This window comes from Candidatus Angelobacter sp. (genome assembly GCA_035607015.1).
Lineage (GTDB): Bacteria > Verrucomicrobiota > Verrucomicrobiia > Limisphaerales > AV2 > AV2.
On sequence record DATNDF010000207.1, the window covers coordinates 1 to 24,156 of the forward strand.

24 protein-coding genes are annotated in these 24,156 nt (G+C 57.8%); 15 read left to right on the forward strand and 9 right to left on the reverse strand.

Going from position 1 to position 24,156, the window contains the following annotated elements; all coding sequences use genetic code 11:
• Positions 1-63 precede the first annotated feature (63 nt).
• Positions 64-942, forward strand: a complete 879-nt coding sequence (locus VN887_08395) for a sugar phosphate isomerase/epimerase (GenBank protein HXT40028.1) — start codon at positions 64-66, stop codon at positions 940-942.
• 65 nt (positions 943-1,007) lie between these two features.
• The gene (locus VN887_08400) at positions 1,008-2,510 is read left to right on the forward strand and encodes a TolB family protein (protein ID HXT40029.1); all 1,503 of its coding nucleotides are present in this window, start codon (positions 1,008-1,010) and stop codon (positions 2,508-2,510) included.
• Positions 2,511-2,537: 27 nt separating this feature from the next.
• On the opposite strand, the gene VN887_08405 is transcribed toward VN887_08400, so the two are convergent.
• Positions 2,538-4,370, reverse strand: a complete 1,833-nt coding sequence (locus tag VN887_08405; GenBank protein ID HXT40030.1) for a toprim domain-containing protein — start codon at positions 4,368-4,370, stop codon at positions 2,538-2,540.
• A 113-nt stretch (positions 4,371-4,483) separates the two neighbouring features.
• On the reverse strand, positions 4,484-4,723 hold the full coding sequence (locus VN887_08410) for a superinfection immunity protein (GenBank protein ID HXT40031.1): 240 nt from the start codon (positions 4,721-4,723) through the stop codon (positions 4,484-4,486).
• 377 nt (positions 4,724-5,100) lie between these two features.
• Between VN887_08410 and metF the strand changes: the two genes are divergently transcribed.
• Together metF and VN887_08420 are read left to right on the forward strand one after the other, a co-directional pair.
• Positions 5,101-5,988: a methylenetetrahydrofolate reductase [NAD(P)H] gene (gene metF / locus VN887_08415; GenBank protein ID HXT40032.1), complete on the forward strand. Its 888-nt coding sequence runs from the start codon at positions 5,101-5,103 to the stop codon at positions 5,986-5,988.
• A gap of 120 nt (positions 5,989-6,108) precedes the next feature.
• Positions 6,109-6,297, forward strand: a complete 189-nt coding sequence (locus VN887_08420; GenBank protein HXT40033.1) for a hypothetical protein — start codon at positions 6,109-6,111, stop codon at positions 6,295-6,297.
• A 73-nt stretch (positions 6,298-6,370) separates the two neighbouring features.
• On the opposite strand, the gene VN887_08425 is transcribed toward VN887_08420, so the two are convergent.
• The 4 genes from VN887_08425 to VN887_08440 form a co-directional block, all read right to left on the reverse strand.
• Entirely contained in the window at positions 6,371-7,003 is a 633-nt protein-coding gene (locus VN887_08425) for a sulfite oxidase-like oxidoreductase (protein HXT40034.1), read from the reverse strand.
• 52 nt (positions 7,004-7,055) lie between these two features.
• The gene (locus VN887_08430) at positions 7,056-7,640 is read right to left on the reverse strand and encodes a DUF4276 family protein (GenBank protein ID HXT40035.1); all 585 of its coding nucleotides are present in this window, start codon (positions 7,638-7,640) and stop codon (positions 7,056-7,058) included.
• Positions 7,637-8,857, reverse strand: a complete 1,221-nt coding sequence (locus tag VN887_08435; GenBank protein HXT40036.1) for an AAA family ATPase — start codon at positions 8,855-8,857, stop codon at positions 7,637-7,639. The genes VN887_08430 and VN887_08435 overlap by 4 nt, the downstream gene beginning before the upstream one ends.
• A gap of 76 nt (positions 8,858-8,933) precedes the next feature.
• Entirely contained in the window at positions 8,934-10,079 is a 1,146-nt protein-coding gene (locus VN887_08440) for an aldo/keto reductase (protein ID HXT40037.1), read from the reverse strand.
• Positions 10,080-10,209: 130 nt separating this feature from the next.
• Between VN887_08440 and VN887_08445 the strand changes: the two genes are divergently transcribed.
• From VN887_08445 to VN887_08490, 10 genes are all read left to right on the forward strand, one after another.
• Complete coding sequence (locus tag VN887_08445; GenBank protein ID HXT40038.1) at positions 10,210-11,580, forward strand: aconitase family protein; 1,371 nt, start codon at positions 10,210-10,212, stop codon at positions 11,578-11,580.
• A 154-nt stretch (positions 11,581-11,734) separates the two neighbouring features.
• On the forward strand, positions 11,735-12,460 hold the full coding sequence (locus tag VN887_08450) for a FecR family protein (GenBank protein HXT40039.1): 726 nt from the start codon (positions 11,735-11,737) through the stop codon (positions 12,458-12,460).
• 75 nt (positions 12,461-12,535) lie between these two features.
• Positions 12,536-14,893 carry an adenylate/guanylate cyclase domain-containing protein gene (locus VN887_08455; protein HXT40040.1) on the forward strand — a complete coding sequence of 786 codons (2,358 nt, stop codon included), beginning with the start codon at positions 12,536-12,538 and terminating at the stop codon, positions 14,891-14,893.
• A gap of 57 nt (positions 14,894-14,950) precedes the next feature.
• The gene (gene coaD / locus VN887_08460) at positions 14,951-15,436 is read left to right on the forward strand and encodes a pantetheine-phosphate adenylyltransferase (GenBank protein ID HXT40041.1); all 486 of its coding nucleotides are present in this window, start codon (positions 14,951-14,953) and stop codon (positions 15,434-15,436) included.
• 19 nt (positions 15,437-15,455) lie between these two features.
• On the forward strand, positions 15,456-15,944 hold the full coding sequence (locus VN887_08465; protein HXT40042.1) for a YceD family protein: 489 nt from the start codon (positions 15,456-15,458) through the stop codon (positions 15,942-15,944).
• Between the two features lie 11 nt (positions 15,945-15,955).
• Positions 15,956-16,144 (forward strand): 50S ribosomal protein L32, encoded by a 189-nt coding sequence (gene rpmF, locus VN887_08470; GenBank protein HXT40043.1) that lies wholly within the window; start codon positions 15,956-15,958, stop codon positions 16,142-16,144.
• Positions 16,145-16,197: 53 nt separating this feature from the next.
• A complete protein-coding gene (gene plsX, locus VN887_08475) occupies positions 16,198-17,241 on the forward strand; it encodes a phosphate acyltransferase PlsX (GenBank protein ID HXT40044.1) in 1,044 nt (347 codons plus the stop codon).
• Positions 17,238-18,266 (forward strand): beta-ketoacyl-ACP synthase III, encoded by a 1,029-nt coding sequence (locus VN887_08480; GenBank protein ID HXT40045.1) that lies wholly within the window; start codon positions 17,238-17,240, stop codon positions 18,264-18,266. Before plsX ends, VN887_08480 begins: the two co-directional genes overlap by 4 nt.
• A gap of 59 nt (positions 18,267-18,325) precedes the next feature.
• Positions 18,326-18,652 (forward strand): hypothetical protein, encoded by a 327-nt coding sequence (locus VN887_08485; GenBank protein HXT40046.1) that lies wholly within the window; start codon positions 18,326-18,328, stop codon positions 18,650-18,652.
• A gap of 23 nt (positions 18,653-18,675) precedes the next feature.
• Complete coding sequence (locus VN887_08490) at positions 18,676-19,764, forward strand: PilT/PilU family type 4a pilus ATPase (GenBank protein HXT40047.1); 1,089 nt, start codon at positions 18,676-18,678, stop codon at positions 19,762-19,764.
• On the opposite strand, the gene VN887_08495 is transcribed toward VN887_08490, so the two are convergent.
• The 3 genes from VN887_08495 to VN887_08505 form a co-directional block, all read right to left on the reverse strand.
• Positions 19,765-21,093, reverse strand: a complete 1,329-nt coding sequence (locus VN887_08495) for a 3-deoxy-D-manno-octulosonic acid transferase (protein HXT40048.1) — start codon at positions 21,091-21,093, stop codon at positions 19,765-19,767. It lies immediately after the preceding gene.
• 73 nt (positions 21,094-21,166) lie between these two features.
• Positions 21,167-22,594, reverse strand: coding sequence for a sodium:proton antiporter (locus VN887_08500; protein HXT40049.1), 1,428 nt, complete (start codon positions 22,592-22,594; stop codon positions 21,167-21,169).
• A 201-nt stretch (positions 22,595-22,795) separates the two neighbouring features.
• Positions 22,796-23,131 (reverse strand): hypothetical protein, encoded by a 336-nt coding sequence (locus VN887_08505; GenBank protein ID HXT40050.1) that lies wholly within the window; start codon positions 23,129-23,131, stop codon positions 22,796-22,798.
• Between the two features lie 412 nt (positions 23,132-23,543).
• On the opposite strand from VN887_08505, the gene VN887_08510 reads away from it, so the two are divergent.
• Positions 23,544-24,156 (forward strand): dipeptide epimerase (locus tag VN887_08510; GenBank protein HXT40051.1); only part of this gene is annotated, 613 nt, incomplete at its 3' end.

Genomic DNA, 24,156 nt, shown 5'->3' on the forward strand with positions numbered 1-24,156 from the left:
CCGGGCCAAAGGGCGCGGTTTGCAGGCTTCCCATCGGCCGGCGCGCCGTGTTAAATGACACCCATGAAAAGCTCCCTACCTTATTTGCTTGGATTCCTTGCTCTGGCGCGGCTGGCCAATCCTACGTTCGCGGCTGACAGACATTCGGCTGGTATCGGGCCGGATTTCAAAGGGCCTATCGGGCTTCAACTGTACAGCTTGCGCGATCAGTTCGCGAAAAATGTTTCCACAACGCTCGATCAGGTCCACAAGTTTGGCATCAAATACGTCGAACTGGCCGGCACTTACGACCTCACCCCGGAGAAATTCATGGAACAGCTCGACGCGCGGGGACTGAAGGCGATCAGCGGCCATTTCCCCTTCGAGCGCTACCGCGACGACGCCGAGGGCGTCGCGCGCGACGCAAAAGCACTCGGCCTCCAGTACGCCGGCTGCGCGTGGATTCCACACAACGATCCGTTCGATGAAAAAACCTGCCGGGAGGCTGCCGCCGTTTTCAACCGCGCGGGCGAAACGCTGGCAAAACACGGTTTGAAATTCTTCTACCACACGCATGGTTACGAGTTTCAGCCGCACGGGAACGGCACGCTGTTCGACCTGCTGATGGCCGAGACTAAACCAAAGTACGTCCACTACCAGATGGATGTGTTCTGGATCGTTCATCCGGGCCAGGATCCGGTCAAACTGCTCGCGAAATACGGCAGCCGCTTCGAACTGATGCACGTCAAGGACATGAGAAAGGGAACGCCCACCGGGCTGTTGACCGGCCATACGGACGTGACCAACGACGTCGCACTCGGCACCGGAATCCTGGACTGGCCCGCCATTTTGAAGGCGGCAAAGAAGGCCGGGGTAAAATGGTACTTCATCGAAGACGAATCACCGACTTCAGTTGAACAAATCCCCCGGAGCCTCCGCTTCCTCGAGCAGGTGAAATTCTGAACTTCGACTGGTTCATCGCACAACGACAACGCGGCCGGCACGACGTCGGCGACACCTTGTTCCGCATGAAACGAATCGTACATTTTTTCCCGTTCTCGCTCGGCCTGGGTGTGTTGTTCGCCGCTGGAACAACCCGCGTTTCCGCCGCGCCGGCTGGCCAGTTTGAAGATCACCGCGACATCGGCAGCGTTGGTAAACCCGGCTCGGTTGATTACGATCCGACCCGGCAAACCTACCTCATCGCCGGCGGTGGCGAAAACATGTGGTTCACCAATGACGCGCTCCACTTCGTTTGGAAGAAAATGTCCGGCGACGTTTCGCTGGCCGCAGACATCGGCTGGATCGGGACCGGCGGCAATGCTCATCGCAAGGCCTGTCTGCTGATACGCCAGAGCCTGGACCCGGACTCGCCGTACGCCGATGCCGTGGTGCATGGCGTCGGCCTCACTTCACTCCAATACCGCGAGACGCCGGGCGGCCCAACACGCGAAATCCAGTCGAACGTTTCTGCGCCACACCGGATACGGATCGAAAAAGAGGGCAATTACGTTTCCATGTCGGTGGCCGGCGAGGGAGAAACACTTCACCCGGCCGGAGGTTCGTTCAAAATCAGGTTCAGCGAGCCATTCTATGTCGGACTCGGTGTTTGCGCTCACGATAACAACGCGCTGGAGAAGGCCAGTTTCTCGAATGTCGAAATCACCTCCGGAAAATCGAACTCTGCCGACAAGCCCGTTCTCGAAAGCACGCTGGAAACGATTGCCATCGCGTCGAAGGATCGACGGGTTGTTTTTCACACACGTGACCACATCGAGGCACCCAACTGGTCGCGCGACGGAAATTTCCTTCTGTTCAACCGGGCGGGGCACATCTGCAAATTACCTGTCGATGGTGGCGAACCGCAATTGCTCGACACCGGTTTCGCCACACGGTGCAACAACGATCACGGTCTATCGCCCGACGGCACGCAACTCGCCATCAGCGACCAGTCGCAGGAGCGGAAATCCCTCATCTACGTGCTGCCGGCCGGAGGGGGCACACCGCGCCGCATCACCAAACTCGGCCCGTCCTACTGGCATGGCTGGTCGCCCGACGGCAAGACGCTGGCCTTCTGCGGTGAACGCAACGGCGAGTTCGACATCTACACAATTCCGGCAGCCGGCGGTGAGGAAAAGCGGCTGACCACTGCGACGGGTTTGGACGACGGTCCCGATTATTCGCCTGACGGACAATACATCTACTTCAATTCGGAGCGTACGGGCCGTATGCAGATCTGGCGAATGAAGGCTGACGGCAGCGATCAACGACAGATCACGTCCGACGACGGCAACAACTGGTTTCCCCACCCATCGCCTGACGGAAAATGGATCGCCTTTTTAACCTACGAAAGCGACGTGAAGGGCCATCCCGAGAACAAGGACGTGATGCTCCGGCTCATGCCTGCGGGTGGCGGCGAGATACAAGTGCTGGCCAAACTCTTTGGCGGACAGGGAACCATCAACGTGTCCTCCTGGTCGCCCGACAGTCGCAAGCTGGCTTTTGTCAGTTATCGATTGGTTGCGCCGTGATCTCGCGAGCGTAGCGCTTCGCGCTCCTCACTCCTCCACCGGCACGACCAGATTGGCCATGATGTAGTCCTTCCGCTCGGGTGTGTTCTTGCCCATGTAAAAACCGAGTATCTGCTGCGAATCAGGCTTGGGCGCGTACTCCACCTGGCTCAGCCGCATTGCCGGTCCTATGAACTGTTTGAACTCACCCGGCGAGATTTCGCCCAGGCCCTTGAACCGCGTGATCTCCGCGCTCTTGCCCATTTGCTGCGCCGCTCCGTCGCGCTCCGCTTCGCTGTAACAGTAAACCGTTTTCTCTTTGTTGCGCACGCGGAACAGCGGTGTCTCGAGCACGAACAGGTGCCCGTCATGCACCACCTGCTCGAAGAACCGGAAGAAATATGTGATCATCAGATTGCGGATGTGCAGCCCGTCCACGTCGGCGTCGGTCGCCAGGATCACCTTCTCGTAACGCAGGCCCTCGATGCTGTCCTCGATGTCCAGGCCGCGCATCAGATTGTACATCTCGTCGTTTTTATAGACGATGTCGCGCTTGAGGTCCCAGACGTTCAACGGCTTGCCCTTGAGCACAAAAATGGCCTGTGTATTCACGTCGCGACAACTGACGATGGAACCGGCCGCCGACTGCCCTTCGGTGATGAACACCATCGAGCCTTTGCCCTTGTCCTTCGACTTGTCGAAATGGACCTTGCAGTCCTTGAGCTGCGGAATGCGGATGGTGATGGCCTTGGCCCGTTCGCGCGCGAGCTTCTTCACCTCCTGCAGCTCTTTCCGGAGCTGTTTCGTGTCCTCGACCTTGGCGAGGATCTTCTCCGCAATCTCCTTGTTGCGGTTGAAAAAATGGAGCAGTTCCTCGCGCACCTTGTTGACGAGGTCGGAACGAATCTCCGTGTTGCCGAGTTTGTTTTTCGTCTGCGATTCGAAGACCGGATCCTTGAGACGGATGGACACCGCGCCGACCATGCATTCGCGCACGTCATCGCCCTCGTAACCGCCCTTGGAATGCTCGTTCACCGCTTTGAGCAGCCCCTCGCGGAACGCGCTCAAGTGGGTGCCACCGTCGGCGGTGTACTGGCCGTTGACGAACGAAAAGAACGTTTCACCGTATCGGCTGTTGGTGTGCGTGAAGCAGAACTCCAGCGTCTTGCTGGCGTAATGCAGCGGCGCATAAATCGGCTCGCTGTTGTCGGACTCCAGGTTCTCCATCACCAGGTCGAGCAGGCCGTTGCGCGATTGAAACGTCTTGTCGTTGTAAATCAGCTTCAATCCCGTGTTGAGGTAGCCGTAGTGGCGCAACCGCCTTTCCACAAACTCCGGACGGAACTCGATCTTTTTGAATATCTCCGGATCGGGATTAAAACGAATCACCGTGCCGTCGGGCTCCTTGTTCGCCCTGCCCTTCTTCTCGTTCTTCAGCTTTCCCTGCTTGAACCATGCCTCGACAAATTCGCCCTCGCGATGGCTGCGCACAAAAAATTCCTTCGACAACGCGTTCACCGCCTTCGTGCCCACGCCGTTCAACCCGACGCTGAATTGAAAAACGTCGTCGTTGTACTTCGCGCCGGTGTTGATTTTGGAAACGCAGTCCACGACTTTGCCGAGCGGAATGCCGCGCCCGAAATCGCGCACCGTCACCGTGGTGCCGTCGATGCCGACGTGCACCTCCTTGCCGAAACCCATGATGAATTCGTCAATGGCGTTATCAATGACCTCCTTGAGCAGGATATAGCAGCCGTCGTCGTAGTGCGACCCGTCGCCGAGCCTGCCGATGTACATGCCGGTGCGCAGCCGGATATGCTCGAGCGAACTCAGCGTCTTGACCTTGCTCTCGTCGTAATTGTGCTTGGTCTTTTCGGCCATACGAATGCGCTGGCGGCAAAATGAAACAAATTGTGTCGGATGAAAATGCGAAAATGACCAGCGGTTCCACCGCTAAACCTCAATGAGGCTGCTGGCTTTACTAATTGTTGATGTCATTTTTCGCCAGGGTCTTTGACACAAGCCCATACCAAGGCAATAACCCATCCAATCAAGGTCCAGCCAAGGAATAGATTCAACACCAGGATTGCCTTTGCATTTCTTTTGTTTCTGCCGACAAATGCCGGGAAAAAGTACAGGCCTAGGGACAGCGATGCTTTTACCAAGAATGATGCTGTTTCGTCGAGGTCATGGTAATAGCTGGCCACGGCTCCAGTAATGACGAATGCGACCACAACAAATCCCCATTTGAACCATTCTCCGCTCGTTCTAACTCGTCCGGATTCTCGGTTGAGAGGTGGAATTCTCGTTATTGCCGGGTTATCCCGATAAAGTCGAGTTGAGTGAGCACAAACAGGACAGACGATTGACTCTCCTTCGTTTTCGATATCGAATTCCAGATTCGTTCCGCATCCTGAACAGGGGCATTTGGCCGTCATGGATCTCCTAATATACTGGTTTGGTCATCCAGGATATTGTGCGAAGTCTGTTCACCGAGATTCGAGCTTGCGCTCCGCTTGAAGGCAAGTCAAACGCGAACACCCCCGCGACGCGTGTTTACTTTCGGCTAATGCCGGGTTGAATTGAAAACGATTCCGGTCATCATCCCGCCGTGCATTTCATTCGTGATATTTACGCGGCGGCCCGCGCGGCCAGACGCCCGGTCCTCTCGTTCGAGTTTTTTCCGACCAAAACCGACGAGGGCGAGAAAACCCTGCTCGAAAAGACCATTCCCGCGTTGATGCAACTCAAGCCGGACTTTTGCTCCGTCACTTATGGCGCGGGCGGCAGCACGCGCGACAAGACGCTGACGATCGTGGACCGCATCCAACGCCAGCACGGCCTTGCCGCCATGGCGCACCTGACCTGCGTCAACGCCACGCAGGAAGAAATCCGCGGCTATCTGAGCGAAGCGCGGTCCCGCGGCATCAAAAACATTCTGGCGCTGCGCGGCGACCCGCCCGGCGGCACGGGCGAATTCAAGAAGACCGAGGGCGGCTTTGAGTTTTCGTACCAGCTTGTCCGGTTCATTCGCGAGATCGGCGGCTTCTCGGTCGGTGTCGCCGGCTTTCCCGAAGGCCACATCGCCTGCAAGGAAGGCAAACTCGTGGACTGGCAGCGATTGAAAAATAAGATCGATCACGGCGCGGATTTTGTGATCAGCCAGCTTTTCTTCAACAACCGCGATTACTTCGAGTTCCGCGATTATCTGGCGAAGCACGGCGTCACGGTCCCGCTGGTGCCGGGTATCATCCCCATTCTCAACACGGCGCAGATCAAAAAATTCACTGCGCTCTGCGGCGCAAAACTGCCCGCTCCGCTGGTGGCCGAACTCGAAAAGCGCGCAAGCGACGACGAGGCCGCGACACAATTCGGCGTCGATTACGCCACGCGCCAGTGCCAGGAACTGCTGCGCGAAGGCTCGCCCGGCATTCATTTTTACACGCTGAACAGGGCCCGGTCCACGACGGCGATCCTCAAAAACCTTGGCCTGGCCTGACGATTATGCGTTTGCACGACTGCATCGCGCGAACGGCGCACGCGCCACGACGAATGAATGTTGCCTTGGAATCGACTCCCTGGATAGAATCCAGCTGCATTTGAAAACACGTGACCTGACATGAACAAGAACATTCAAGAATCGGAACGCGGTCCCTGGGACTTCATCATGTTCGGGATCACCTTCTTCGGATTCGTTTTCGCGCTGGGCGGGGTGATCATCGCCTCCGCCGGGGTTGCCATCACCGGCCTGGCCGCAATGGTCCTGGGCCTTTTCTATTACTGCGTTCAGCGATGGCTCTCGGAATGACCCGGGCCGTTCGGCGGCGCTAAGCTCGATTTTCAGCGTCCGCCTGCGGAAAAGATTGTCCGGCTCGGATCGGTCATGAGAACCGGTCTTCGGTCCACGGATCAGCGGTGTTTGAATAACCGCGTACTTCCCAGAAGCCAAGGATGTCGCGATCGAGAAAAACGATTTCGCGGATAAACTTCGCCCCTTTCCAGGCGTAACGCTTCGGAATTATGACGCGCGCCGGGCCGCCGTGCTCCTTCGGAATCGGCTTGCCGCCCCACTTGTGCGCGATGAGCACGTCGTCATCCATGCAGACGTCGAGAGGATTGTTCGTCGAGTAACCGTCGTAGCTCTTGAAGAAAACGTGCGTGGCTTCGGGCTTCGGCTTGACGAGGTCGGCAAGAGTGAAGAACGCGACGCCTTCAAACTCCATGTCGAACTGGCTCCAGGTGGTGACGCAATGAAAGTCACTCACGTCTTTGAATTGCGGCAGCGCGAGAAACTGCTGCCAGTTCAGCATGACCGGATTCTCGACCTGACCGTGGATTTTCAACTCCCACTTGTCGAGGGGGACTTCCGGCTGGAGGCCGAGGTCGAGCACGGGAAAATTGTGCACCTGCCGCTGACCGGGTGGCAGCCGGTTCGTCGAGCGCGCGGCCGGCTTGGCTTTGCCCGCCATCTTCTGCGCCCAACGTTCCTTCGCGGCGATGTATTGGTCTTTCACGCCGTTTTTGGCCGGAGCCCACGACAGGTTGATTCGAGTTTTTGCTTCCCTGTCACACCGAGTTCGGTCGAGCTTTGGATTCCAACAATTCCCAGAAGTAACGAAAAGACGCGGAATGAGGACGAGCGCGTCCGGGGTTAAATTTTGGCCCCATGGACTTGGCAAAGTCGATTTCGTTGAAACTCGCATTCCTGCCCAAGTGAGTTTTGACCAGTCCCTGCACCTTGCCCTTGGCAACCGTGCCCGTGTCGGCGGGCGCGTTCCATTCGCATCCTGGAATGACGGCGTTGATGGCGTCCGCATCCGCGAGATACCATGACTCGAGTTCCTTGATGGCCATGCAGACATGAAGAAACCGATCACGCTTATCGGAACGTCTCGCCGCCTGTCGAATGGCGCTATCGAACAAATCCAAGACGCTGCTAAGGCAGGGATCGTCATCCAAATCCACGAGGATGAAGCCCGCCGCATAATGACAGTCGCGGAAGGTTTCGAGGAGTTTGGGGGTTTCGCGGATGAGTTTATCGCGGTTCTTCATGTTGCGCACGTCGAACCGGCAGCCACGAAAATATTTGTGGAGGACCTTGTGCCAAAACTGAAAATCCGAAGGCCCTTCGACGCCAACGCCGAAAGTCATGGAATGCCTCCCAACGTTCCTTGTTCCCAAAGTTCGCCGAGGCGGAAGTGTTTGCGGAAAGACTTGATCTCATCTACTTCCGACGCGCGGCGAACGACCGTGAAGCCCTCTTTCTTGTCGCAAAGAATCACCTCCTCCGGCTCCAGTTCGTCGAGGAAATCGGGATTGTGTGTGGTAACCAATACCTGCCGAGTTTCCGAAGCCGTCCGGAGGAGATCCACGATGTGTTTTGAAAGGTGAGGATGAAGGCCGTTCTCAGGTTCCTCGATGGCGAGCAATGTGGAGCGGCGGGCAGACCAGTGGGCAATAACCATCATGGCCAGCAGGCGGATGGTGCCATCGGAGACCGAGCGAGGGTTAATGGCGCCCCGGATTCGCTCCTCGACAACTTGGAACGTCCACTTCCCCTCCACTTCGAGTGCTTTAGTACGTACGCTTTTGAATCCCGGCACGGCTCCTCTCAGTCCGGAGACGATTTGTTCGAGAGAGCCGCCCTCGCCGTTTTTCTTTTCTAGTTTATGGAGGATGGCGGCTAGGTATTCTCCTGCCTCACCCAGCGCGAGTTCCGGGACTTCCTTGCAGGGCTGGCGGGCCACAGAAGGGCTGATATTGAAGAAGGACCACCCTTCAATGTAGTTACGGAACAGGACCAGCGGCGGACTGAAAAAGCCCGTCCCGGCAGCCAGCCTAGAGGCATCCTGTGGGGCGATGGGAATCGGTTCTGATGGAGTATGACCAAAGCCGGCGCCCTCAATAGTCACTTGGTTTTGGCTGCGAGACATTTTGTACCGGAGGGACTGGTTGCTTTCATCAATAAATTCAGCGGACAATTCCTCACGGAGTACCAGCGGCTCTTCGTCGTTGGACCGGACAGCGAGTTCGACGAGGTAATTAAAGGATTTGGCGTGCTTTGCCGGGCCTTTACCGAAGCGGATCTTGCCGAGTTTGGCGCCGTCCACCTTGAGGCGCAGTCGGACTGGCTTCGTCTCCTTGCGCTCACGTTGAATCTTGTTGCGGACTTCGCCAGGACCTTCGAATTCTCCTACAGCCATTTCCACATTTTGCAGTACGGCAATCTTCAGAAAGCGCAGGGCGGAGAGCAAGTTGGTCTTGCCTGAGGCATTAGCGCCAACCACGAAGTTCAACGGCCGCAGAAAAAGCGGGGACATATCCGAGCCGAAGCTCTTGAAGTTTTCGATTCTTAGCTCGGTAATCATATTGTGCCGTCAGTATTCCCGATTGCGCCTTCATTGTAAACGCCAACGCCCGGCAGACCTCGAAGGCTACATACCTTCACGCCGCCATCTTGTGCGTGCAGGCTAGGTCGGCGTTCGGATCAATGCCCCATTTTTTCGCGACCAACTCGTGATCGTTCATGAGACCCCAACGGTCGGGTTGCGGTTCGCCCGTATGCGCGCGGTTCGCGCCTTTCAATTCCATGCAGCCTTTGTTGTCGCCGATCTCCGCCATCGCTTCGCATTCGTCGGTGGTCAGTTTGATCTCCGGCAGTGACGCCAGCTCGTCCACTTTCGTTTCGATGGTCTTGGTCTTCTCGCCGGTTTCCTGAATCAACGTCGGGATGACGCTTTTCACGCCGGGTTGCGACAGGTTCCACAGACAGGCGAGCTGCAGCATTGTGACTTTGTGCTTCACGGCAACGTCACGCATCTTTTCCATCTTCATCGAGCCGGCTTCGACCCAGCCCGCCGGACGAAACGCGCGATGATCCGATTGCCCGAACTTGTGCCCCGGCTTCACGTCGTCGTGGAACAGTCCGCCATAATCCACCACGCGCGTGATGAGGTTCACATCGTGCTTTACCGCGGCGGGCAACACCAGACTGCCGGGCCACGGTTCCAGCGGATTCAAAATGATCATCGCCCAATCGAGCAGCGGGCCGAAGCGCTCGAAACAAAGCAGAAGGTCGAGCGTGAAGCCGTTCGCCGGGCCGGGCGCGACGCCGATGCGGTCGGTGAGCTTTGCGTCGCGGAGTTTGTCCATCGCATTCCAGACCGCGTCGCTCGTGTAGCCGGTAAAATCCGGGTTGTGCAGCAGCAGGAGATCGAACTTGTCCGCGCAACAGCGGGCGATCGATTTCTCCGTGGCCATGCGCAAGTAATCGGCGAATTGATTTGGTGGACGGAGTTGCGGGTTGGTGAACCGTGGAAAACCTTTCGAGCCATCCCGTTTGCCGGAATAGAAATCGTGGCCGACCGCGCCGACGAGGCAATAGGAATCGCGCGGCAAACCGGCGAGCGCGCGTCCGAGCATTTCGTCGGCGGCGCCGTTGCCGTAAACGTCCGCGGTCATGAAGGTGCGGACGCCCTGCCGGTGGGCGTGTTGGATGACTTTGAGAAAGCGCTCCTCGCTCAGCGGTTCGCCAAAGTGCATGTAGCGTCCGCCGCTCCAGGTTCCGTAAGCCGTGCGTGTCAGGTCCATAAATCAGCAGGACAATGAAATCCAAGAGCGGGCCGGGTTGCAATGACGGTTTTGAGACCAGGTTACACGGCATTCGTTTATTTCCCCTGTTGCAGTTGCACCGACGCGTGGTTAAGGTTGGCGACTGTTTATGACCTTGACCGAGAAAATCCTGGCGCGCGCGGCAGGCAGAAGCCAGGCGCAGGCGGGCGACAATGTCTGGGTGCAGGCAGATGTCCTGATGACGCACGACGTCTGCGGGCCGGGCACCATCGGTGTGTTCAAGCGCGAGTTCGGCAGGGACGCGAAGGTCTGGGACCGGAACAAGATCGTCATCATTCCGGATCACTACATTTTCACCGCCGACTCGAAGTCGAACCGCAACGTGGATATTCTGCGGGATTTCGTAAAGGAACAGGACATCACCTACTTCTACGACGTGATTGACGATCCGAATGGCCACTGGGCGTTTGACGCGGCAAAGGGACAGCTCAAACGGCAGTATGGGTCGAATTTTGCGGGTGTTTGCCACACGGCGCTGCCGCAGAAAGGCCATACGCGCCCGGGCGAAATACTTTTCGGCACCGACTCGCACACCTGCATGGCGGGCGCGTTCAACGAATTTGCAACGGGCATCGGCAACACCGACGCAGGCTTCGTGATGGGCACTGGCAAGCTGCTCATCAAAGTGCCCGAGACGATGCACTTCCGGCTAGAGGGACAACTGCAGGCGGGGGTGATGGCCAAGGACGTCATTCTTCATTGCATCGGAGAAATCGGTTTCGACGGCGCGACATATCGGGCGATGCAGTTTGACGGCCCCGGCGCCGCGGGTCTTTCCATGGACGACCGCATGACGATTGCGAACATGGCGATCGAAGCGGGCGGGAAGAACGCCATTTTCGAGTTCGACGCGAAGACCGAGGAATTCGTGAACCATCGCACCCGCCTCAACGGAACTGACAGCAGTTATGAGCCGGTCGAACGGGACGCCGACGAACAATTCGTCTATGAACTCGTTGTGGACCTCACGAAGCTTGAGCCGGTCGTCGCCTGTCATCCCGATCCGGGTCAACGCAGGCTGGCGAAGGAAATGAGCGGCATCAAACTCGACCGCGCCTACATCGGCTCGTGCACCGGGGGCAAGACGAGCGACTTCCTGGAATTCGCACGCGTCGTTCAGGGCAAACACGTGATCATTGACACTTTTGGAGTGCCGGCGACTCCGGAAATCGTGCGCGACCTTCAATCGTCCCGTTGGGGCGCCAAGACGGTCTGGGAAATCCTGATGGATGCCGGCGTGCAAATGACCGAGAACGCCAGTTGCGCCGCCTGTTTGGGAGGACCAACCGACACGTTTGGCCGCATGAACACACCGATGAAGTGCATCAGCGCCACGAACCGGAATTTCCCTGGCCGCATGGGCCATAAGGAATCGCAGGTCTTTCTGGCTTCGCCGATGACCGTGGCGGCCAGCGCGCTCACCGGTAAAATCACCGATCCCCGCGAGTTTCTCAGTTGAAACAGCAGAACTATCATTGTCGTGTAATCCGGGCCGGTGAAGGCCATATGCTGCAATGGCGCGCAGCCCAATTATTCCGTTTGACAATCAGCTGTAAGCCCCTAGACTGGCGGCAATTCTAGTCGCGACAGAAACATAACCAGGAGCAAACTTTATGAAACAACGTGGAAGCTTTTCGATGGTGACAGCTTGGGTCGTTGCGCTGGTGGGGGCGTCCGCCTTTTCCTCTGCGCAAGCAGCTGAAGCCGGTAAGGCCGTCGTTCGTTCCATCCGCGGTCATGCGCAATACGCCGAGGGCGGGAACTGGCTGGATTTGAAAGTAGGACAGGCGCTCAAACCCGGATCCACGGTGCGCACCGCCAACGAGTCCCAGGTTGATCTGTTCATGGACCAAAACGGCCCGGTGGTCCGCCTCACGGAAAACACGACGCTTGGCATCGACAAACTGAATTTCGAAGCCACCGGCATTGACACGATCATCGAAACGCAACTCGATCTCAAGTCCGGCCGCATCCTTGGCATTGTCAAGAAAATGGCGGCGACCTCCAAATACGAAATCAAGACGCCGAACGGCGTCGCGGGGATACGCGGCACGGAGTATGTCGTTAACGCGACGAGCGATGTTTGCGTTGTGACGGGTTCAATGGTGGTTGTGTACGTAAAAGCCGACGGCACGGTGGTCACCCAGGTCGTCAACGCCGGTGAATGTTTCCACCCCTCGTCCGGCACGGTCGAACCGATTCCTCCCGATCAGCTTTCCAAGCTGGTCGCCGAAATCAACGATCTTCGCGGCGCACCGACGGCGGAATTGAAAGTTGAAGAACCAATCCGGATTTTCGTTTCACCGACGGCCGGCGACAACAGCTCGATCAAGCAGTAGCGCGATCACAGCGCGGCACTTTGCGCCCAAGGCAGCCTTGTGTTGCCTTGGGTTTTTTGTTAATGCCCTTTGGAGTTGAAGCCTCGCTCCAAGCCAAGTCTTGCCAGGTACCTGCCGGCCCTGATCGCCGCGGCGGTCATCGCCCTCGTCTGCATCCTCCAGGCACTCCCCAGTTTTTTTCCGGAATTCACTCTGCTCCGGAGATTGGAATGGATCACGTATGACTGGCGGGTGAAGCTGGCGGCAAACCGGACCGCGTCTTACGCGACCAACCTGCTGGCGGGTGTCTTCATCACCGACCAGGACCTGGAGGAGATGAACGATGGAACCTTCGGATACCACGAGAAATTTCCCTGGCCCACCCATTATTATGGAATGGTCGTTCGGGAACTCGCGAGACAAGGCACAACAACCGTGGGTTTCGATATTCTCTACGGTCTCCTGGATCCCAGGGCAACCGTCGAACTCCCTGACGGAACAAAGGTCCTGTCGGACCATTTTTTTGCGTCGCAACTCCAACAAGCAGGCAACGCGGTGCTCGCGGCCGAAGTGGAGGGCGGGCTGTTCCCGGCGGAGCTGTTTCGGACCAACGCGACCGCCCTCGGAAATATCTTCACGCAAAGGGATTCCGACGGCGTTCTGCGGCGGGTCAAAGCGTTCAGCGAACATCGTGCATGGCATCCAGAAATACTCAGGCGGGAGCGCGCATTGAACCTGGACCTGACGCGCTTCCGACTTGAGCGCGCCCGCATGGTATTTCCCCGGACCGACGGTGAGCCTCCGTTCGAGATTCCGTTGAACGTGGACGGTTCGCTCCACCTCGACGAGTTGACCGGCGAGAAAACCTCGACGCCACAGCTCCCCTATGTGACGGAGCGCATCTGGAACCTTGGAATCGTCCTCGCCGCCCGTGAACTGGGCCTTGATCTCAACACGGCGGTCATCAAACCAGATCAAATCATTCTGCGTGGCCCCGGCGGAGTGGAACGGAGAATTCCGACGGACAAACAGGGATTCTTTTACATCAATTGGAGCCTCAAGCACACGGATGCGCGCATCGAGACGGAACGGATCGCTCCGTTGATCCGCGCCGATTATTGGCGGCATTGGCAACCACTGGGCGATACGAACACGGTGGCGCGCTTCCGCGGGAAACTGGTGGTTATCGGCTCGACCGGAACCGGCGGCAACATCGCCGATCTGGGCGCGACGCCCCTGGAGGACAAAACGCCACTGGTCATGAAACACCTGAACGTCGCCAACTCGATTATCACGGGGCGGTTCATTCAGACCTGTTCCGATCCGTTTTCGTTTTTGCTGATTGCCCTGTTGGGCACCGTATCGGCTGTGTTGACCTGGAAAACACGCGCCATCCTGTCGTCGCTTCTCGTTGTTCTCGTGATTGCGTTTTATATCTGGGTGGCCGTTCTGCTGTTCGATCATCACCGTTATTGGCTGCCCACGGTATTACCGGTCGCGGGCGCGTGGTTCATGACTCACGTTTGCCTGGTGACGTACCGGGTGCGCGTCGAACAGAAGGAAAAGCGCCGCATCAGGTCCATTTTTTCCAAAATCGTTTCGCCGGATGTTGTCAACGAGCTGCTCCAGGCAGAGGATGTGTCGCTAGGCGGGGCACGACGGAAAGTGACGGTCTATTTCGCGGATATCCGCGGATTCACCCGAATAACGGACGAGATTCAGGTCCAGGCCGACAACTACATCCGCGAGCATAAACTGCCACCGGCAGTCGCGGAGGCTTATCTGGACAAACAAGCGGGAGACTTGTTGGCCACGGTCAGCCTGTATTTGAGCGTAATCGCCGACACCATCAAAAAACACGGCGGGACGCTCGATAAGTATATTGGTGACTGTGTGCTGGCCTTTTGGGGTGCTCCGATCGCAAACGACCGGCATGCCCTGGATTGCGTGCGTGCTGCCATTGACTCACAGCGGGCCATTTACGAACTCAACCTCCGGCGCGCGGCGGAAAACAGCCGCCGGCAGAATGAAAACGCGACGCGCGTGGCTGCCGGGCAGCCGCCTTTGTCGATGCTCAACCTGCTCGCGCTCGGTTCCGGAATCAATACGGGCACAGTCACCGTCGGCTTGATGGGATCGGAGGCGCATTTTCTCAATTATACGGTCTTTGGACGTGAGGTGAATCTGGCCAGCCGGTTGGAGGGTGTTTCCGGGCGGGGCCGAATCATCATCAGCGAGACGACCTATCGAGAGATTCAGCGGCTTGACCCGGAACTGGCCTCAACGTGCATCCAGCTTCCGCCGCAGGAGGTCAAGGGATTCCGCGACGCGGTGAATATCTACGAAGTCCAGTGGCGGCAAATGGACACCGAGATGCAGGCGTATGACACCAGCATCCTGACTGCGGCCCGAGCCACGCCGCCAACCGACATCATCGCGCCGACCGGGAATTGATCGGTGCCTGTCTTGTTTTTGGGTGGGAATCCTTTCACCACCTGTTAGATTAGCTCCATGCGAACGGCGATTTATCCGGGGAGCTTTGACCCGCTCACCAACGGCCATCTGGACGTGATCGAACGAGCCTCCAAATTATTCGACCGGGTCGTGGTCGCCATCGCCATCAATGAAGACAAGCGGCCACTCTTCGCCTTGAAGGAGCGGCGCGAGCTGGTCTCGCAGTCCATCGGGCACTTGAAAAACGTCGAAGCAGACACGTTTGCCGGCCTGCTTGTGGACTACGTGGAACGGCGCTCCGGACAGGCAATCATCCGCGGTCTGCGCGCGGTATCGGACTTTGAATTTGAATTTCAACTCGCGTTGATGAATCGTAAGCTCAATGAGCGGGTGGAAACCATTTTCATGATGCCCAAAGACACCTATACCTTTCTGAGCTCGCGGATCGTGAAGGAAATCGCGCGGCTGGGCGGCGACGTCAGTGCTTTTGTGCCGCCGCAGGTTCGTGACGCGTTGACAAAAAAACTGGCGAAAACCCGCTGACTCCTGGTGCGGATCGAATATGCCATTGCTGATCAACCTCCGGCATCTGGAACACGACAATGTGACCCTGCGCGGTGACTTGCCCGCGCAGGAACTGGATCTGGACGGGATTGACGAACTCATCCGGCTTGCTTCGCCTTTGCAACATGACCTGGTCGCCGAGCGGCATGAGCGAGCCATATTGGTGCAGGGTCGTCTTTGCGTTTCCCTCGCCTGCGAATGCGCGCGTTGTTTGAAGGCGTTTGAACACCGTCTGGAACTGGACGCGTGGTCGTGCCTTTTGCCGTTGGAAGGAGAGGACAAGGCATTCATTGACAACGATTGCGTGGACTTGACGCCCTATGTACGCGAAGATATTCTGCTCGCGTTTCCGCACCACCCGTTGTGCGAACCAGAGTGCCCCGGCCTGCCGCCGACGCCGCAAAATGAAACCAGGCAATCAAATGGCGCGGGCGCAGGTGCGGTTTTGCCCTCTGCCTGGGCCGAACTGGATAAATTGAAGATTTAGAAAGCGAATTTATGGGCGTACCGAAGCGAAAACCGTCGCGCAGCCGTCAACGCATGCGCCGTGCCTACAACAGTGTGCTGAAACTGCCCCAGTTGAGCACGTGTCCCCAGTGCGCGGCTCCTTATGTCCCGCACCGGGTTTGTCCCGCCTGCGGCTACTACAAAGGCCGGCAGGTTGTGACTGTCGAAGCCCTGGCCTGAGCCGGGGATTCGGAGCGCGGACGCGGGGTTTTCCTCCTGCGCTCGTTTGCCTTATGCGAATCGTGGTGGATGTCATGGGTGGCGACTGCGGATCCCAGGTTGTCATCGAGGGCGTCAAAGCCGCGCTCCACTCCTACGACAGCATCGCCGAACTTTACCTTGTCGGTGACGAAACCCAGATTCAGCCGGCAATGGCCCGGGTTGGCCTTCGCGATGGCCGCATCAAAATCGTTCACACAACGGAAGTGCTGACGATGGAAGACAAACCCGTTGATGTCCTCCGCAGGAAAAAGGACTGTTCCATGGCCCGTGCGATGGAACTCATGAAGCAAGGACTTGGTGACGCGATGATTTCACGCGGCAATACGGGCGGCTTGATGGCGGCCGCAACTGTCAAGCTGCGCCCGCTCGAAAACGTTGAACGACCGGCAATCGCAACCATCATTCCAACTCCGCGAAAATACATTCTTTTGCTTGATGCCGGCGCGAACGCGGAGTGCAAGCCGCAGCACCTCGCCCAGTTCGCCATCATGGGCAGTGTCTATTCGCGGGAAATACTCGGCAATCCCAATCCGCGAGTCGGCATCCTGAGCAATGGCAAGGAGGAGATGAAAGGGAATGATCTCACTCGCGAAGCACTGGAACTATGCCGGCACCTGGACCTGAATTTCCTTGGCTATGTCGAGGGCCACGACCTGTTCGACGACCACGTTGACGTTGTGGTCACGGACGGCTTCGTCGGAAACATCGTTTTGAAAACGTGTGAGAGCATGGGCAAGGCAATCCACGTGATGTTGGAAACAGAGTTGACCCGGAACCTTCTACGCAAAATCGGGGCTGTTTTCGCATACGGCGGGTTGCGTTCCATCAAACAACGCATGAATCCCGACAATTACGGGGGCGCGCCGCTGCTGGGGCTGAACGGCACGGTCATCAAGGCCCATGGTTCCGCGCGGTCGCTGGCCATCACCAACGCGATTCGCGTCGGTGCGGAAAGTGTCCAGCACGGCATTCACGATGTCATTACGAAGGAGATTTCCAAGGCCAAGGAACGGCTTGCCACCAGCAAAAACGCGGTTCAGACTGCCGCCGCATGAGTCCCCCCGTCGTCAAAAACCCCCGCGCAAAGCACGGATTTCGCAGCAGGACCTGCTCAATCACCTCGGTCGGCTCCTACGTGCCCGAACGGATTCTGACGAATGCCGACCTCGAAAAAATGGTGGAGACATCCGACGAATGGATCACCACGCGCACAGGCATCAAACAACGGCGCATCGCCGCGGCAAATGAATACACGTCCGACATGGCGGCCAAAGCGGCATTGCGCGCGATGTCGAAGGGCGGCATTTCCCCGGAGCAAATTGATCTGATTATCGTCGCGACAATCACCCCCGACATGCCGTTTCCGGCGACCGCGTGCCTGGTGCAGCAACGAATCGGCGCCTACCGCGCCGCCGCGTTTGACATCGAAGCCGCCTGTTCCGGATTCATTTACGCGCTCGAGATTGGCCAGCAGTTCATCATGTCCCGGACCTACGACACGGTGCTGGTCATCGGCGCGGAAAAACTGTCCTCCATCGTGGATTGGACGGATCGTAATACCTGCGTTTTGTTTGGAGACGGTTCCGGCGCCGCCGTACTGCAGAGCCGCCCGAACGCGCACGGTCTGCTGACGGCATGCATGGGGGCCGACGGGAACAAGGCCGATCTCCTTTCAATGCCCGGCGGCGGCTGCCGGTGTCCGGCAACCACAGAATCAGTTTCCTCCCGGCTGCATTTTCTGCGGATGGAAGGGAGGGAAACGTTCAAGAACGCGGTAAACGCGATGTACACGGCAGCACAGGAATCGCTCCGCCGATGCGAACTTGATGTGTCGCGTATAAAGTGCGTCATCCCCCACCAGGCCAACCAGCGCATTATCGAGGCCGTGGGGGAGCGCCTGGGAGCACGCCCCGAGCAGATCTTCGTCAATCTCGACAAATACGGCAACACATCCGCCGCATCGGTCGCGATTGCACTGGACGAAGTGGTGGAGAGCGGGCGCATTCAGCGCGGCGACCTGATTCTGTTGATGGTCTTTGGCGCGGGTTTGACCTGGGGTGCTGCCGTCATCGAGTGGTGAGCCATTTCGTTGACGGCAGGGCCAGTTGTGATACATTAAGCGAGCCTAACGACGAGCACATGAGCACAAGTAAATTCGACACTTCCGGCGTCTTCCAGCCTGTCACGATTAAAAGCGACCGAACCACCCTCAACCTGCCGCAGGCAGCGGTTCGCATTCGAAAAAACGGCATCGAGTTTAGATCACCGACGCCGATTCCTCCGTGGACCGAGATGACCGTTTCTCTGGAGTCCTCCCGCGAGAGCAGCAAGGTCAACTGCACGGGCATCGTCGTGGCGTGCGAGGGGAACCGGCATGTCGGATACGCCGTATCCATGTTGTTGATGAACCTGTCCCGCCAGTCGCAAGAGCGATTGAACCTGCTCGCCTACTCTCAACTGGCCTGAGTCGTGCTGGCTTTCCCGCCGACATGGAACTCTTTCACCGTATTCTGCAGACCGCTATCGAGGGCGGGGCGTCCGATATTCACCTCAAAGTCGGCTCTCCGGTCATCTTTCGGATAAACCGCCAGCTGGTCGCCGTCCAGGCTCCCACGCCCACATTGGATTGGATGAATGATGTCGTGGGACGCATCGCGCCGCCGCATCTGAAAAAGCGTCTCGAAGACGATCATGAAGTGGATTTCTCCTATTTCGTTCCCGGGATCGGCAGATTCCGCACGAACCTTTTCCAGCAGCGCGGGGAGTATTGCCTGGCGATGCGTTACGTCAAAACGAAAGTTCCAGGCTTCGAGGAGTTGGGATTGCTTCCCGTCTTGAGGAAAATAGCCGAGTCGCCGCGCGGCATTGTTCTCGTGTCCGGTCCTACCGGTTGCGGCAAGTCAACCACACTGGCGGCGATGGTCGAGCATATCAACGCGAGTTTCAAAAAGCACATCATCACGCTCGAGGATCCTATCGAGTTCGTGTTCGAAGACAACCAGTCCGTCATTGAACAACGTGAAATCGGGCTGGACACCCGGTCCTTCGAGCAGGGCCTCAAACACATCCTGCGCCAGGATCCTGACATCATCATGGTGGGTGAAATGCGCGATTCGATCAGTTTTTCAGCGGCAATGAGCGCCGCCGACACGGGGCACCTGGTCCTCTCGACGCTTCATACGACAAACGCGTCGCAGGCGATCGGACGCATTTTGGATTTCTTCAAACCGGACGAACGCGACCAGGTCCGCCGGCAATTGTCAGCCACTCTCCAGGCCGTGGTCTGCCAGCGGATGGTCAACACCATCACCGGCGGGGTCACGCCCGCATTGGAGATCATGATCAACACACCGACGGTGAAGAAGCTGCTGGAGGAAAACCGGCTGGAAAAACTGCAGGCCGCGATCGAAACCGGCCTCGATGACGGCATGCAGAATTTCAACCAGGCGCTCTACAATCTGGTCAAAGAACGAAAGATCAGTGAAAAGGAGGCGCTGGCGAAGGCGTCGAATCCGCAGACCCTCGAGATGAATTTCAAAGGCATCTTCCTCGACGAGGCGCGAAGGATCCTGACCTGATCACCACGGCGGGGCGACATAAAGCTCACCGCCTTCCAGGTGTTTGACGATCATCTCCACGGTGCGCTCAATCGCACCGCGGTTTTCTTGGACCACTTTCAACGCGTTCCTGCCCAGCGTAACGCGCCGGTGTTCATCTCCGATCAAATCTTCAAGCGCCTTCTCCAGTTCCACCTCGTCGCGCACTTGCACCGCCCCGTCCCCCTTCAGAAAGGACTCAACGATCGCCGTGAAGTTTTGCATGTTCGGGCCAAACACCACGGGTTTGCCGAAAGCCGCCGGTTCGATGGGATTCTGGCCGCCCGTGCCACACAGACTTTTGCCCACAAAAATCAACGTGGCATGCTCGTAAAAAAAGCGCAGCTCACCAGTGGTATTGACCAACAGGCACTCAACGTCACCGGGCCTGAGTTGGGTCGCTGCGGTTATTTCACTGCGATAGACAAACTTCACACCGCGGGCCTGCAACTGCTCGCCGACCTCCTTGCCTCGTTCGAAATGCCGCGGCACAAGAACCAAAAACAGATCCGGAAAACACCGCCGCAGACGGAGGAACTGGTCCGCCAGAGTGGCTTCTTCTCCCGCGTGCGTGCTGCCGGCGACCAGCAGTCGCGCCCTTTCGGGGACACCGAGCTGGCGCAGCATGATGGGAACGTCCAACAACCGGAGCTCGTCCAGTCTGGCCGCATCGAATTTCAAACTGCCAACCACCCGGACCGCTTCGGGCCGGCAACCCAGTTCGCGCAATCGGGCGGCATCGGCGTCGTTTTGAGCCCCGACGCCCGCGAACGACGCAAACAATGGCCGGAACAAAATGCCGAAGCGTTTGTAACCGCGGTAGGAACGGTCTGACAACCGGGCGTTCGTGAGGAATAACGGGATTTTTTTGTCACGCAGTCGCCAGATGAAATTCGGCCAGATCTCCGCCTCCACGAGAACGACCGCCTCGGGATGTATTGTGCTCAAGGCGCGATAAACGCATTTTTTACGGTCAATGGGGTAGTAGATTTTCCCGATGTGGGAAGGCAGCTTCCGTTGCAGTTCGCCCATCCCGGTCGAGGTGGTGGTGGAAACGACGATTTTGAGATTGGGCACGCGCGGCTCCAACGCCCGGATCAGTTGCGTGCAGACGTTGACCTCGCCAACGCTTACCGCGTGCATCCACAGGACGTGACGGTTCGTTAATGCCTGCTTGAACTTTGCGTCGTAGCGTCCAAAGCGCTGGCGAAAACCTTGCCGCCAGTTGCCTCGCCGCCACATTTTCAAAAAGTAGTAGGGCGCGGAAAGGGCGAAAAAAACCGAAAATAAGATGTTGTAAAGGGAGCGCATTGCCTCACCACGACCTGCCTGTATCTGTCACAGAAGTCCGCAAGGCTGCCAAGAAAAAATCGCGGCCGGGCGGTTAGCGGCGAAAAAAGATCCACCAGACGACCAACAACATCGGCACCATGCAGGGGAGCGTAAACTTGAAAATAAAGCCGAGAAATGACGGGGTGCGGACCTTCTGCTGAACTGCGATGGATTTGACCATGAAGTTCGGACCGTTTCCGATGTAGGTATTCGCGCCAAAAAAAACCGCGCCGATGCTGATCGCCAGGATGTAACTGTTGAATCGGGGATTCCCCAGCAGAAAGGCCACTTTGATGGCATCAATGCCGGCATTCCCCGCAGCCACATCGGTGACATGATACTTTTGGAGCGCCCTCACGGTCTGTGTGATCTCTTCCGCGTGAGGGCCGGCGACGGATGAAAGATCAAGCGGGTGGGTTTGCAGCAGATGTTGCACCTGTTGGACGACATCCGGGTCGATGAAGAGCCCGAAACCGGCGCTAAGAAAGCTCAGATAGGTCGGCGCATTATCCAGCACGCTGGAGAGCGCCCCACAGCCCCAGTAAAAAGTGGCCGGCGACGGCTCGCCAAGCTTCACGGCGTTGGCCTGGAGCCAGTCCAGCGCAGGCATCATGGTCGCAAAAATACCCACGAACAAGACGGCCACCTCCCGGACGGGGTGGAAGTCAAAATGGTTCGCTTCATGGATCGTCTTTCGCGTGGTAAAATAGGAGCCGAGTGCGGCGGCGATCATCAACGTCCCGCGCATGTAGGGGGGACCGCGCAGAAACACCGCGGCCAGGATCACGGCGAGAAAGAACAGGTTCGTCGAACCCTCAAACCGCCACGTGTCGGGTGGCGAGGCAAGCCGGGAACGGATTTCCTCCGGGGCCCGCCGAAAATTGCAAGAATCGATCACATAGAACATCGCCAGCATGATACCTACTGCTGTTGCCCACATCGGCCAGCAGTGTTCGGCGACCCACCAGAAAGGAATTCCCTTCAGGTAACCGAGAAAAAGCGGGGGATCACCGACCGGCGTCAGACATCCGCCGATGTTGGAAACGAGGAAGATGAAGAACACAACGTGATGGGCCGTGATGCGATATTTGTTCATCCGCAGCCACGGCCGGATGAGCAGCATGGACGCGCCGGTTGTTCCGAGCAAATTCGCAATCACCGCGCCGACGAAAAGAAAAACCACGTTTCCCCAGGGAGTGGCTTCTCCCTTCACGTTGATGTGGATGCCGCCGGAGACGACGAACAGCGAGCCGATCAACGCGATAAAGCTGAAGTATTCAAGTGTGGTGCTCCAGACGCGCGAGTATTCCCTCAGGCCAAAAAGGTAGTACGCCACCGTGACGGCGCCGAGGGCGTACGCAACTTTCGGATAATGTTTGTGCCACCAGCTTGCAAACAGCAGCGGACCCGATGCTATTCCCGCCAGCAGAACCCCGAAGGGAAGAATCATCCACGGGTTCGGATAGACAGGATGTTCCATTGAGCAAGGCTAGAAACTCGCGTGGAACCGGGTCAACCACAAACCAAATGGGCCGCCTGATCGGCTCGCTTCACTTTGTCGCCGATGAAAGGCGAATGCGGACGAACGACATGCACATTTCGCGCTCTCCGACGCAACGAGGTTCCAGCGCCGGACAAGTCCGCTTTACCCCTGGCACGACAGCGTGCGTAGGTCTGACTTTCATGTCGCCTCCGCCAGCAGGTTGTGGCTGCGACGACGAATGCTCGCTTGCCGCCGGGTTTGCACCCGTGCGCGCGCGACTTTCTCCTGAAGCAGTGCCGGGAACACAAGGAGTGGGTACGGCGTCAACCAGGCCAATGAGGCCGCATCATTGGCCGCGCGTCTTAACGCCACATTCAGCTCCGGACCTGAGTTCTCGTCCAGGAGACGCCGCAGCAGTCGCTGTTTGAGCCGTTCGAGTTCCGTTTCATGCGTTCCGCGAAACGGCACTGACGGCACCTCAAACCGCGTCTCAGGCGCAAACCGCGTGGGCACCCGTTTTTCGTGTTTGTTCATATCTTGCCTTTCGATGTTGAGCCGTGACTGCATGACGTTTGCCGAACAAAAAACCCGCGACTGCCTGGCAATCGCGGGTTTTTTGAAAATTCTTCGTTCCTCTATTTTAGAATATTCCTCCCGCATTGCCGACGGACCGGCGGCGACAACCGTGCCAAATCGGCATCAGTCTCTGGATGCGCGGGGCGCGCAGGCCGCTCCCGGCTTGAAACTTCATCTTCATGTTCATTGCGGACGCAAGAAACACCATTTGTCGTCCCGTGTCAAAAATTTTCCACCGGGGCGACGCGCGCGTCTTCGTAACGCGTTCCTTTTCACGTCGTTCACCACTGCGCGATGGCGCGGTCATTTGATTGTTCCACTCGAAAACGAGCTGTTGCCTCTTCAGCGCATTTGCGGTTTCGTTACCCGCGTGAACCTCAACTTCCGGCGCTTCGATTTGAAACTGGCACACCGTTGGACAATCGCCCGCAGCGTCCGTTCCGGCGGGGGTGGCGCCGATCTGGCCAGGGTGATCTTCGCCGAGCTGGCGGATTCAGACGGCACACTGGGAGTCGGCGAGGCCGCGCCTGCCTCGCGCTACGACGAGAGCGCCGACTCGGCGCTGGCCTTTCTGGCGCGCGTTGACCCTGATCGGATTTCTTTCGCGGACGTACCCGGGAGCATGAAGTACCTCGATTCGATTGGCCCGAAAAACATGGCGGCGAAAGCAGCCCTTAACATCGCCCTGCTCGACGGCGCGGCGCGGCGCGCCGGCAAACCCGTTTACGATTTACTTTCGCTCGGCTTTACTGAAAACAAGCACGTCACCTCCATCAGCATCGGCATAGACAGTCCCGAAACCATCCGGGTGAAAGTGCGGCACGCCGCGCAATACCCCGTGCTCAAACTCAAGGTGGGCGGCGCGACCGACAACGAGAATCTGGCGGCGTTGCGCGAAGTCGCGCCAACGAAACCGGTGCGCGTCGATGCCAACGAAGCCTGGCGGACGAAAGAGGAGGCGCTGCGGCAAATCGAGCGGCTGG